The following is a 12,398-nucleotide window of genomic DNA, read 5'->3' on the forward strand; positions in this document are numbered from 1 at the left end:
GGTCGGGGTGGTCAGCGGTGCCCGGCGGGTGGCCGGGCGTCGGACGGGGCGGGGTCCGGCCCGGCGCGGCGGGCCGTCATGCGCTCGACGTCACGGCGGGAGGCCAGCACCCTGCGGTGCAGCTGGCCCCGGGTCAGGTCGCCGGGTCCACGGCCGCCGATCACGCGGGCCAGCAGGAAGAGCAGCAGGACGAGGGCCATCAGCAGGGCGGCGGAGCCGAATCCCCGGGCGATGTAGGCGGGTTGGGGCGAGCGCACCAGGTCGAAGGTGGCCAGCGGCAGCGAGATCTGCGGATCGTGGAGCGGGTCGGCGTTCAGTCCGGCGTTGACCCCGGAGGTGAGCAGTACCGGCGAGGTCTCGCCGATCCCGCGGGCGGTGCCCAGGATCACCGCGGTGGCGAGGCCGGAGCGGGCGGTGGGCAGCACCACGGTCCACACGGTGCGCCACTGGCTCGCGCCCAGCGCGTACGACGCCTCGCGCAGCGAACCGGGCACCAGCCGGATGACCACGTCGGCGGCGCGGATGACGATGGGCAGCATCATCACGCTGAGCGCCAGCGCGGCGGCGAAGCCGGACTTGTCGACTCCGAGGACGAGGATGACCGTGGCGTAGATGAACAGACCGGCCACGATCGACGGAAGCGCGGTCATCGCCTCGACGATGGTCCGTACGAAACGCGCGTAGCGTCCGGGCACCTCGTTGAGGAACACCGCGCAGGCGAGCCCGAGCGGAATGGTGACGGCCAGCGAGATGGTGATCTGCTCCAGGGTGCCGACGATCGCGTGCACCACGCCGCCGTCGGTGAGCGGCTGGAGCGGGCCGGTGCTCGACATGTCCTGGGTGAAGAAGTTGAGGTGCACCAGCGCCCGGTGACCTCGCCACAGGGTGAAGGCGATGACGAAGACCAGGGCGGTCAGCAGCAGTACGGCGAGGCTGTGCCAGAACACCGCGGTCACCCGGTCCCGTACGGCGACTCCGTTCTCGTCGAAGGAGACCAGCACCGCGTAGAGGGCGACGAAGAGCACGTAGGTGACGACCACGAAGCCCAGCACCGAGTCGAACGGGGCGACTCTGACGAACAGCAGGACCGTCAGGGCGACGGACCCCACCGCGGCGGCGGCCAGGGCGAGCAGGTCGGTGGCGCGGACGGCGGAGGTGTTGCGGCGGACCTCGGGGGTCTCGTCGGGCCGGTGGGCCACGGGTGCCGGTGGCTCTGCCGGTGGCTGGGCCTGTGCTTGTGCCTGGTCGATGAGGTCGCTCATGTCAGGCCTCCGTCCCCGCGCCCGAGCGGCTGCGCGCCACGATCGAGGAGGCGATGAAGTTGACGACGAGGGTCAGCAGGAAGAGGGCGAGTCCGGCGGCCATCAGGGCGGACATGCCGAAGTCGCTCGCGGAGCCGTAGCGCAGGGCGATCAGCGCCGAGACGGAGTTGGCGCCGTTCTGCAGGATGTGCGGCTGGACGGCGAAGACCGGCGAGATGATCATGTACACGGCGATGGTCTCGCCGAGGGCCCGGCCGAGCCCCAGCATGGTGCCGCCGATCACCCCGCCCAGGCCGAAGGGCAGTACGACCGCGCGGATCATGCCCCACCTGGTCCCGCCGAGCGCGAGCGCCCCCTCCCGCTCGCCGACGGGCGCCTGGGAGAACGCCTCCCGCATGACCGAGCAGGCGATCGGCGTCACCATCAGGGCGACGACCGTCCCGGCGATGAAGGTGGACGATGTGTAGACCGTGCTGGTCGCCAGCGGGTCGCCCGGATCGGTGCCGTCGACCTTGAAGACCGGGATCCAGCCGAAGTAGGTGGAGATCCACCGCGACAGCCCGACGATCCGGCCCTGGAGGAAGAAGGCCCCCCACAGCCCGTAGACCACGCTCGGCACCGCCGCCATGAGATCCACGAGGCTGATCAGCGTCCGCCGCAGCCGCCGCGGCGCGTACTCCGAGATGTACAGGGCGGTGCCGAGTGCCAGCGGCAGGGCGATGCCGATCGCCACCAGGCCGATGAGCACGGTGCCGGTGAGTACGGCGGCGATGCCGAAGTGGTGGGAGTCCGGCTCCCAGGCCGACGTGGTCAGAAAGGACCACTTGGCCACGCGCAGCGCCTGAGCCGCGCGGTAGCCGAGGAAGACGCCGACCAGCAGCATGATCATCAGCACCACAGCGCCGCTGCCGCGCGCCGCGCCCCGGAAGAGGCGGTCCCCGAGTTCGCCCGTGGCCCGTAGTCCGCGCGGGGTCTCGGGGAGCTCCGGACCCGCCGGGCCCGGCTGCCCGAGCCCGGGGACGGTGGCGCTCATGACGCACCCGCCCCGGCCCGCGTCCCTGCCCGGGAGAGCGGAGGTTCCTCACCCTCGGCCTCCGCCGGGGCCGGCCGAGCCGGACCGGGCAGATGCAGCCCGCGCAACCGCGGCCTGCTGACCAGCCCCTCGCCCAGCTGGGCGACCGGCACCGCGGCCAGGAACAGGTTCACGTTGTGCTGGCACTCCCGATGCCGCTGGTACGACCGTCCGGCCGTGGCGACGTCCCGCCCGTCGAGCTCGACCCGCCAGGTCCAGGTACCCGGCACATCGGCCATGACGAGCAGCGCCCGTGCGTCCGCGACCCGCTCCCGGAGCCGGGCGACGGTGGCCTGGCACACGGCGAGGTTCTCGAACGCCGCGGCGCAGCGCCCGAGTTCACGGTTGTTGGCGCCGACCAGCCGCCATCCGACGGGTCTGCGCCCTCTCTCCGGTCTTCGTTGTCCCTCCGGGCCCATAGGCAGGGCCATGCCAAGGTCCTCGATCGGCACATACAAAAAGCGTGGGCGGACCATGGGGACCACCCCCCTCCCCTATGCGTTTTTTTCGCCGCTGACCGAAAAAATCCCCTTGGTGTCGGCGCACCCGAGATTCTTCGGCTGTGGAGGTCCTGTGAACACGGACGAGCGAAGGCCGAACGGAACACAAATGAACGGGAGGTGCTGGGGAACCCAACGTGACAACGATCAAGGCTGTCATCACGCTGCGCTCCGAGCGTCGGACGGAGCGGCGCGGGCGGATCACCGCCCGGTGTCACGCCCGGTGTCACGCAACGTGTCAGGCCCGGAGGAAGGCCAGGACCGCCAGTACCCTTCGGTGGGTCTCGTCGGTCGGGGGCAGGTCCAGCTTGGTGAGGATGCTGCCGATGTGCTTGCCCACGGCGGCCTCGGAGACCACCAGCGCGCGGGCTATCGCCCCGTTCGACCTGCCTTCCGCGATCAGTGACAGGACCTCCCGCTCGCGCGGGGTGAGCCGCTCCAGCGGATCGCGGCGGCGGCGCAGCAACTGCCGTACGACCTCGGGGTCGACGACGGTGCCGCCCGCGGCGACGTCCGCCAGGGCGGCGACGAACTGCTCGACCTGTCCGACGCGGTCCTTGAGCAGATAGCCGACGCCCGTTCCGTCGCCGGAGTCCAGCAGGTCGGAGGCGTACGTCCGGTGGACGTACTGGCTGAGGACCAGGACCGGGAGGGCCGGCCGCCGCTCGCGCAGCCGCAGCGCCGCGTGCAGTCCCTCGTCCTGGAACCCGGGAGGCATGCGCACGTCCGTCACCACGATGTCCGGGGAGTGCTCCTCGACCGCGCCGATCAGCGCCGTGGCGTCCCCTACGGCCGCCACCGCCTCGTGGCCGCAGCGGGCGAGCAGACCGATGAGCCCCTCCCGCAGCAGCACGCTGTCCTCGGCCAGAACTACGCGGAGCGGCCGGTCCGTTCGCAAGGGAACTCCACGCGCAGCAGGGTTGGTCCGCCGTGCGGACTGGACAGGGAGAGTCTGCCATCCAGGACCGACACCCGGTCCGCGAGCCCGGTCAGCCCGCTGCCGGATCCGGCCGCCGCACCGCCCCGGCCGTCGTCGCGCACCTCCAGGAACAGCCGTCCGTCGCGGTGCCCGCCCGTCACCTCCCCGCGGCTCGCCCCGCTGTGCCGGGCGATGTTGGCGAGCGCCTCGCGGACCACGAAGTACGCGGCGGACTCGACCGCCGCCGGAAGCCGTCCGTCCAGTTCCAGGTCCACGTCCACGGGGACCGCCGAGCGGTCCGCGGCGTCGGTGACCGCCGCTTCGAGGCCGTGGTCCGTGAGCACCTCGGGATGGATGCCGTGGATGAGTTCGCGCAGCTCCGCGAGCACCTCGCCCGCCTCCCCGTGGGCCTTGGCGAGCTGGTCGGCGAGCGGCCCGGGCGGCACGTCCAGGCGGGCCAGACCGAGCGTCATCGTCAGCGCCACCAGCCGCTGTTGGGCCCCGTCGTGCAGATCGCGCTCGATACGCCGCCGCTCGGCCTCGAACGCGTCCACCAAGCGGACGCGCGAGCGGGCCAGTTCGACGACCCTGGCCCCCAGGTCGCCCTCGCGCGGCGCTATCAGCAGCCGCGTCAGCTCGGCCCTGGCGCCGGCCGCGACCCCCAGCGCATAGCCGCCCAGGGCCAGGGCGAGCAGTCCGAGGACTGCGGCCCCGAAGGCCGTCGGCCAGTCGGTGACCGTCCACACCTTGAGCACCTTGGTCTCCCGTCCGTCGCCGGCCGTGGCCAGCAGCAGCGGGGTCGCGGCCACGGCCAGCGGGACGAGCAGGCCGGCCGTGACCGCGAGGGCGTCGACCGGCCACAGCAGCCCGGCGAACAGCAGGGCGTGGCCGAGCTCCCGCCAGGTCGCCTGCTCCCTGAGGCGGGTCGTCAGCCAGGGCCGCAGTCCCCCGGCGGCGGGCTCCCGGTGCCGGTCGGGGGCCGGGTCCCGGTCGATCAGGCGCAGCCGGTGCCGCTCGGCCCAAGCCACCGGGATTCCGGCGAGGGCGAGGAGGACGAGCAGCGGGAACCCCACCAGGACGAGCGTCAGGGCACCGCCGACGACCGCCGTGCCCAGGATCCCCACGAGGGCGACAACGCCGGCCAGTGCTCCGGTGAGCAGATAGCCGGCCGCCCGCCACGGCCACGACGAGAGCAGGAAGCCCGGCCCCGCCATGGCCTGCCACGCATTCCGAGGATGCATGGGCGCCACCGTAGAAGGCCCGGTCCCGTCGGCACCATCGGTCCAGCGGGTGGGGTGGGGGTAGGGCTGCCCCTACCCCAAGGCTCGTTCCTGCCGCAGTGTGCGGCGGTGCCCCCACCAGGTTTCGTAGCGACACCGACACCGAACAGTGGGGGGCAGATGGACGAGGACGCGATCCGGTTGCGGTGCGTCAGCAGGCGGTACGGGTCCGGGGACGGCGTGGTGACCGCGCTCGACCGGGTCTCGCTCGCCTTTCCCGGCGGGACGTTCACCGCCGTCATGGGGCCGTCCGGCTCCGGCAAGTCGACGCTGTTGCAGTGCGCCGCCGGGCTGGACCGGCCCACCTCGGGGTCGGTCACCGTGGGCGGGACCGAGCTGACCACGCTGGGCGAGACCGGGCTGACGCTGCTGCGGCGTGAGCGCGTCGGGTTCGTCTTCCAGGCGTTCAACCTGCTGCCGTCCCTGACCGCCGAGCAGAACGTGGTGCTGCCGCTGCGGCTCGGGGGCCGCCGCCCGGCGAAGGCACGGGTGCGCGAGGTCCTCGACCAGGTCGGCCTCGGCGACCGGGCGCGGCACCGGCCCGGCGAGCTGTCCGGCGGCCAGCAGCAGCGCGTCGCCCTCGCCCGGGCCCTGATCACCCGCCCCGAGGTGCTCTTCGCCGACGAGCCCACCGGCGCCCTCGACTCACGGACGGGCCGTGAGGTGCTGAAGCTGCTGCGCGGCATGGTCGACGCGGAGGGCCGGACGGTCGTCATGGTCACCCACGACCCGGTGGCCGCCTCGTACGCCGACCGTGTCGTCTTCCTCGTCGACGGGCGGGTCGAGGGCGAGCTGACCGGGGCGGGGGCCGAGGGCATCGCCGCGCGGATGACCCGGCTGGAGGCCGTACCGTGCTGAGTGTCGCCCTGCGCACCCTGCGCACCCGCTGGACCAGCTTCCTGGGCAGCTTCGTCGCCCTCTCGCTCGGGGTCGCGCTGACCGCGGTGACGGGCCTGGCCCTCGCCTCGTCGCTGGACGCGCCCGACCGCCGGCCGGAGCGGTTCGCCCTCGCGCCGGTCGTGGTCAAGGGGGCGGACGCGCTGCGGGTGCCGACCCCGGTCGGGGTACGGGTGCAGGGGCTCGCCCGGCCGCGGGCCGTGCCGGAGGAGGTCGTCGCGCGGCTGCGGAGGCTCGGCACGGTCGTCCAGGACCGGTCGTTCGCCGTCCGGGCCCGGGGCGGGCCGGGTGACCTGGTGGGGCATCCCTGGTCCACCGCCGCCTTCGCCCCGTACGGGCTCGACGCGGGCCGCGCACCCCGTGCGGCCGGTGAGGTCGTCGTCAGCGGCGGCTGGGCGAGGCCGGGCGAGCGGGTGCGGACCGACCGCGGGACCGTGCTGGTGGTCGGGACCGTCGCCGGGCGCGGCTTCGAGCACGCCGTCTTCTACACCGACGCGCGCGCCGCCGAACTGGAGCCGGTCAGCACCCAGTCGGCCGTGGACGCGGACGCGGCGACGGTGCGTACGGCGGTGCGGGGCAGCGGCGGTGACGGCGCCGACGTCCGGGTTCTCACGGGTGCCGGGCGCCGCTACGCCGACGCGGATCCGGACCGGGACGGCGCGGCCCTCACCGCGATGAACGCCCTGTTCGGGACCGCGGGCGGGGTCACCGCCTTCGTGTCGGTGTTCGTGGTGGCGTCCACCTTCGCGTTCTCCGTCGCGCAACGGCGCCGGGAGTTCGGGCTGTTGCGCACGGCCGGGGCGACTCCGGGCCAGATCCGCGCGACGGTGGTCGCCGAAGCGCTCCTGGTCGGGGTGCTCGCCTCGGCCGCCGGCTGTGCGCTCGGCCGGTACGGGGCGCCCCGGCTGGCCGCGTGGGTGGTCGACGGCGGTGCCGCCCCGGCCTGGTTCCGCATCGGCGGCGCCGTCTGGCCGTACGCGACGGCCTTCGCGACCGGTCCGGTCGTCGCGCTGTGCGGTGTGGTGGCCGCGTCCTGGCGGGCGGGCCGCACCGGTCCCGCCGAGGCGCTGCGCGAGGCGTCCGTGGACGGCCGGACGATGACGCGGGGCCGGCTGCTGTGCGGCCTGGGGCTGCTGCTGACCGCCGTCGTGGCCCTCGCCCTGGCGCTGCTCGGCGACCCGGGTGACCTGCTGCACCGCAAGAGCTATGTCAGCCGGCCGATGCTGCTGATCACCGCGGTCGCGCTGCTCGCGCCGGTGGTGGTGCGCCCGCTGACCCGGGCGCTCGCCTGGCTGCCGGCCCGGCTGCCCGGTGCCGGCGGCATGCTGGTGCGGGAGAACGCCGCCGCGGGCGTCCGGCGTACCGCCGCGATCGCGGCCCCGGTCCTGGTCACGGTCGCGCTGGCGGGCTCGCTGCTCGGCGCCACCGCGACCCTGGACAGGGCCAGGGCCACGGAGACCCGCGAGCGGACCGCCGCCGCCTTCGTCGTCACCCCGGCGGGTGAGGCGGGCTTCGACGCGGCGACCCTGCGCAGACTGCGCCAGGTGCCGGGCACCACGGTGTCCGCCACCTCGTCGAGCGCCGTCTACCGGCTGGAGGACGGTGTCGCGCTCATCAGGGACGAGGCCCGCGCCGCGGACCCCGCCGCGCTCGCCGCCACCACCCGGCTGCCGGTCGTCTCCGGGAGGACGGGCGACCTCGACGACGGCTCGATCGTCGTCAACGAGGAGTGGCGGCGGCACACGCCGGGGCAGCGGGTACGGGTGTGGCTCGGCGACGGCACCGAGAGGACGCTGCGGATCGCCGCGGTGCTGACCGCCGGGACCGGGGACAACGGCGTCTACGTCACCCCGCGCAACGCCCCGGGCGCGCCCGTCGACCGGGTCGACGTGGCCCTCGGGGACGGCGCCGACGCGGGCGCCGTGGCCGCGGGGCTGCGGGCCGCGGTGGGCCCCGGGGGCGGGCGGGTCCTCTCCAAGGACCGGTGGGTGCGGGCCGGTCACCCCGAGGCGAACCGGACGACCCGTACCGGCTTCCTGCTCGTCCTCGGCATCGCGCTCCTCTACACCGGTATCTCCGTGGCCGGCACCATGGTCATGGCGACCTCCGACCGGGTGCGCGACCTGGCGGTGCTGCGGCTGGCCGGGGCCACCCGGTGGCAGGTGCTGCGGCTGGTGGGCGCCGAGGCCCTGACGGTCGTGGCGGTCGGCGGCGTACTGGGGCTCCTCGTCGCCGCGGTGAATCTGGCGGGTATGTGGGGCGCCCTGGCCCTGCTGTCGGTACGGACCACGATCGAGCTGCCCTGGACGGCTCTCGGCGCGGCCGTGGGGGCCTGCGCGGTGCTCGCCGTGGTGTCCTCCGTCGTCCCCGCCGCGGTCGTCCTGCGCCGGCGGGCCATGGATCCGGCGGGCGTACGGGAGTGAGCCGTCAGGCGTTCCCGCGGCAACGGCCGTGACCCCCAAGTCGGCCTGCGCGCTCGGGGGTTGGCCGGGACGGGTCAGGCCGCCTCCGACCAGCGGGCCAGGGTTTCCTGGGGGTCCTCCTCGGCGAGTTCGGCCAGGAGGGCGGTGACCTCGTCCCGGTCACCCACGATCCGCACCGGACGGCACCCCTGAGTGATCATCACCGAGCCGTCGCGGCGCTGCTGGTATCCGAGACTGGGGACGCGGGCCATGGTTCTGTCCTTTCGCCGAAGAGAGGTCGGGTGCGGTGGGACCGCCGAGGAAGGTGAGGAGCGGGCCCGCCATGGCCGTGGTGATCAGGGCCATCAGCACCATGACGGTGAACAGGCGCGGGCCGATCAGACCGAGGTCGCGGCCGATGCCGAGGATGACGATCTCGGTGAGGCCCCGGGTGTTCATCAGCGCGCCGAACACCGCGGCGTCCCGCCAGCCGCTGCCGGTGAGCCGGGCGGGCACGGCGACCCCGGCGAACTTGCCCACGACCGCCACGACCAGGACCAGGGCGAGCACCCCGAGACCCGACCGGCCGAGCCCGCTGATGTCCGTGGACAGACCGGTGAGGGTGAAGAACACCGGCAGGAGCAGGGCGGACATGCGCTCCAGCGGCTCCGCGACGTGTTCCTCCAGTGCCTGGTCGCCACGCGGCATGACCAGGCCGAACGCGAACGCCCCGAAGATGGCGTGCACCCCGATCCACGAGGTGACGTACGACGACAGGAGCACCCCGGAGACGATCAGGACGAGGAGCGTGCCCCGGTTCTCCCCGGCGGCGGAGCGCCGCAGCAGCCGGCGCAGCAGAGGCCGTACCACCAGGATCATCGTCGCGCCGTAGGCCAGGGTGAGGGCGACGACGGCGGCGAAACCGGCGGGGCCGTGGGCGCCGGCGAGGGCCACCACCAGGACCAGCACGCACCAGGCCACCACGTCGCCGGCCGCCGCGCAGGCCATCGCGAGCACGCCCACGTCGGTGCGGGCCAGTCCGCGGTCGCGGATGATGCGGGCGAGGACCGGGAACGCCGTGATCGAGAACGCGGTGGCCATGAAGAGGACGAACATGCCGAGGCCTACGCCCTTGGGGGCCTGCGAGGCATGGAGCAGGGCGGCCGCGCCGCCGCCGAGGACGAAGGGCACCGCCATGGCGAGGAGGGCGGTGGTGCCGACGGACCGGCCCCGGCCGCGCAGCCGGCGCGGGTCGAGTTCCCAGCCCGCCAGGAACATGAAGAGGGCCAGGCCGAGTTGGGCCAGCACGGAGAGCGCGGGCCGGGCCCCGGCCGGGAAGAGCCGGGAGGGCAGGTCCCCCGGCAGCAGACCGAGGAGGCTGGGCCCGAGCATCAGGCCGACGGCGATCTCCACCACCACCGGGGGCTGGCGCAGCCGTCGTACCAGGTGGACGAGTACGGCGCTCACCGTCAGGACGACCGCCAGATCGGCGAGGACGACCGCTTCCGGCGGCAGGGCGTGGGGCGCGGACATCGGGGGGCCTCAGACCACGACCCGGCCGGCGGCCGAGTCCCGGGTGGCCCTGGACTTGCGCAGGTCGCGGGTGACGATGGCCTTCTGCAGCCAGCGGTCCGTGCCGTCGTAGCGGGCGGTGAACGCCCTGCGGCCGTGTACGGCGAGGTAGTTGTCCACGACGAGCAGGGTGCCCGCGTCGACGACGACGTCCTGCTGGACCCGCTCCAGCTCCACCACCAGCTCCTTCAGGGCCTGTTCGGCCGCGGTGTCGCCCTCGACGCAGCGCATGAAGAACGGGTCGATGCGCAGATAGGGCGAGTCGGCGGCGCCGAAGAGCACGGCGACCGGCTCGGGCGTCTCGCGCATGGCGCGCATCCGCCGCAGGCCGGGGTGGTCGGGCTGGTGGGCGGCGAGCTGCCGCAGATGCTCGTCGTCGGGGAGGATGTAGAACCGCCGCTCGGAGAGCACCTGCCGGCTCTCGGCGGATATCCGTACGTCCCGCACGGAGGCGAGGGTCGTCGGCACCCGGTCGTGGTTGCGGACCCCGAAGAGAAGCAGGTAGTCGCAGCGGCTGGGGTGGAAGCCGTCCTCGGTGTGCCACTCCAGGAGGACATCGCTGCCGTGGCCGCTCTGCTCCCGTTCGTCGCCGGCGATCGGCACCACGTGGTGGATCATCCGGCCGGACTGCAGGGTCGGCCAACTGAACACCTCCCCCAGGCAGTTGGCCATCAGGGCGAGGAAGAACTGCTCCCGGCGGGCCCGCTCGGAGGCCGTGGCCCAGGTGCCGGGGGTCGGGCCCACCGCGGTGTCGTCGACGGGGAAGCCGCGGACCAGGAACGCGGCGGCCGGGTCCTCGCGCCGGAAGTCCGCGACGAACCGGCGCAGCCCCAGCGGCAGTCGCGCGACGAATTCCCACGCCCGGTCGTGGAACTCCGGTTCCCCGGGATCACAGCCGGTCTCCGCCAATTCGCCGATCACCTTTTCCAGTGCGGCCGTCTCGTCGCGGGACAGGTCATAGCTGAGCACGCCAGGGTATTCGGACATGAAAAACGCCCTTTCCGACCGAAGGAAATCTGTGGGTGGACACCGTGCGGCGGGGCATCGCGGCAGGGAAGCCGGACGGGGGCACCGTCGGCGCCGAACAGCGGCCGGCGCACCGGGAAACTCGCCGCGGATCTGTTTGTCCGGCTTACCAGAAATAATCTGCCAGTGTCCGGGCCCCGCCTCAAGGCATTCCACCCGGCACCAAAGTGCCGTGGCTTCAAGTGGCCAATTCCATCGGCCTCGGTCGGGCTTTCAGAATGCCTTGCGGTGGCCTCCGCCGCGCTTGCGTTCGTACATCTCGCGGCCCGCCGCCTCCCGGCGGCGCCATTCGCGGGCGAGTTCGGCGCGGAGGCGGGCGTCGGTGCGGGAGGCGATCCAGGCGCTCTCCCGGAGCAGTTTGCGGTAGCTCTCGAAACGGCGGTGCGAGAGCGTGCCGTCGGCCACCGCGGCGAGGACCGCGCAGCCCGGTTCGGCGTGGTGCTCGCAGTCGTGGAAACGGCAGCGGGCCGCCAGCTCCTCGATCTCGGCGAACACCTGGGACAGGCCCTGGTCGGCCTCCCAGAGTCCGACGCCGCGCAGGCCCGGGGTGTCGACGATCAGCCCGCCGCCGGGCAGCGGCAGCAACTCCCGGGCGGTGGTGGTGTGCCGGCCCTTGCCGTCGCTGCCGCGCACCTCGCCGCGGGTCTGCACCTCGGCGCCGAGCAACGCGTTGACCAGCGTCGACTTTCCGGCGCCGGACTGCCCGAACAACGCGGCGGTGCCGCCCGCGAGTTCACCGGCGAGCGCGTCGATCCCCTCCCCGGTGACGGCGCTGACCGGCAGCACCCGGGCGCCGGGGGCGGCCGCCTCGACGTCGGCGACCAGGTAGGTGCTGTCCGGCACGAGGTCCGTCTTGGTGAGGGCGACCAGTGGCCGGGCGCCGCTGGACCAGGCCAGGGACAGAAAGCGTTCCAGGCGGCCGAGGTCGAGTTCGACGGCGAGCGAGACGGCCACGACGGCGTGGTCGATGTTGGCGGCGAGCACCTGCGCCTCCGACCGCGCCGACGACGTGGACCGCAGGAACCGGGTACGGCGCGGCAGCAGCGCCCGCACCACGGGGCCGGCACCCGCGCCCAGGTCGACGGCGACCCAGTCACCGGTACACACGACGGCATCGGGATCCCCACCGGTACGCACGGGCCGGGTGTCGGCCCGCACGACGGCGGTGCCGCCGACTGGGGCCCGGGGGTCGGCGGGCGAGACGGGGGTGCCGTCGGCGGGGACCGGGGTGCCGACCGGCGAAACGGCGGTGCCGTCGGCGGGGACCGGGGTGCCGACCGGCGAAACGGCGGTGCCGTCGGCGGAGGCCGGGGTGCCGACCGGCAAAACAGCCGCGCCATCGGCAGAAGCCGCCGTGTCGGCCCGCAAAGCAGCCGCGCCATCGGCAGAAGCCGCCGTGTCGGCCCGCAAAGCAGCCGCGCCATCGGCAGAAGCCGCCGTGTCGGCCCGCAAAGCAGCCGCGCCATCG

10 protein-coding genes are annotated in these 12,398 nt (G+C 73.9%); 2 read left to right on the forward strand and 8 right to left on the reverse strand.

The window, feature by feature from the left end; translation table 11 throughout:
- Positions 1–11: 11 nt before the first annotated feature.
- From pstA to AB0D85_RS34890, 5 genes are all read right to left on the reverse strand, one after another.
- A complete protein-coding gene (gene pstA, locus AB0D85_RS34870; protein ID WP_362329048.1) occupies positions 12–1,262 on the reverse strand; it encodes a phosphate ABC transporter permease PstA in 1,251 nt (416 codons plus the stop codon).
- 1 nt (position 1,263) lies between these two features.
- Positions 1,264–2,295, reverse strand: a complete 1,032-nt coding sequence (pstC, locus tag AB0D85_RS34875) for a phosphate ABC transporter permease subunit PstC (protein WP_362329050.1) — start codon at positions 2,293–2,295, stop codon at positions 1,264–1,266.
- Positions 2,292–2,765: a hypothetical protein gene (locus tag AB0D85_RS34880; protein ID WP_362329052.1), complete on the reverse strand. Its 474-nt coding sequence runs from the start codon at positions 2,763–2,765 to the stop codon at positions 2,292–2,294. The genes pstC and AB0D85_RS34880 overlap by 4 nt, the downstream gene beginning before the upstream one ends.
- A 307-nt stretch (positions 2,766–3,072) precedes the next feature.
- Positions 3,073–3,732, reverse strand: a complete 660-nt coding sequence (locus AB0D85_RS34885) for a response regulator transcription factor (protein WP_362329054.1) — start codon at positions 3,730–3,732, stop codon at positions 3,073–3,075.
- Positions 3,705–4,967, reverse strand: a complete 1,263-nt coding sequence (locus tag AB0D85_RS34890) for a sensor domain-containing protein (protein WP_362329154.1) — start codon at positions 4,965–4,967, stop codon at positions 3,705–3,707. Before AB0D85_RS34890 ends, AB0D85_RS34885 begins: the two co-directional genes overlap by 28 nt.
- Positions 4,968–5,153: 186 nt before the next feature.
- Here AB0D85_RS34890 and AB0D85_RS34895 point away from each other — a divergent pair, with 186 nt between their 5' ends.
- Together AB0D85_RS34895 and AB0D85_RS34900 are read left to right on the forward strand one after the other, a co-directional pair.
- Entirely contained in the window at positions 5,154–5,891 is a 738-nt protein-coding gene (locus tag AB0D85_RS34895; RefSeq protein WP_362329056.1) for an ABC transporter ATP-binding protein, read from the forward strand.
- Positions 5,885–8,353 (forward strand): ABC transporter permease, encoded by a 2,469-nt coding sequence (locus AB0D85_RS34900; RefSeq protein ID WP_362329058.1) that lies wholly within the window; start codon positions 5,885–5,887, stop codon positions 8,351–8,353. The genes AB0D85_RS34895 and AB0D85_RS34900 overlap by 7 nt, the downstream gene beginning before the upstream one ends.
- A 159-nt stretch (positions 8,354–8,512) precedes the next feature.
- Here the strand turns inward: AB0D85_RS34900 and AB0D85_RS34905 are convergent, their stop codons facing one another.
- From AB0D85_RS34905 to rsgA, 3 genes are all read right to left on the reverse strand, one after another.
- Positions 8,513–9,865, reverse strand: a complete 1,353-nt coding sequence (locus AB0D85_RS34905; protein ID WP_362329060.1) for a cation:proton antiporter — start codon at positions 9,863–9,865, stop codon at positions 8,513–8,515.
- 9 nt (positions 9,866–9,874) lie between these two features.
- Positions 9,875–10,891, reverse strand: coding sequence for a guanitoxin biosynthesis L-enduracididine beta-hydroxylase GntD (gene gntD, locus AB0D85_RS34910; RefSeq protein WP_362329062.1), 1,017 nt, complete (start codon positions 10,889–10,891; stop codon positions 9,875–9,877).
- Positions 10,892–11,143: 252 nt separating this feature from the next.
- On the reverse strand, positions 11,144–12,256 hold the full coding sequence (gene rsgA, locus AB0D85_RS34915; protein WP_362329064.1) for a ribosome small subunit-dependent GTPase A: 1,113 nt from the start codon (positions 12,254–12,256) through the stop codon (positions 11,144–11,146).
- Between the last annotated feature and the right edge of the window lie 142 nt (positions 12,257–12,398).

It is taken from the genome of Streptomyces sp. NPDC048277, from assembly GCF_040652235.1.
In the GTDB taxonomy this organism is placed as follows: Bacteria; Actinomycetota; Actinomycetes; order Streptomycetales; family Streptomycetaceae; genus Streptomyces.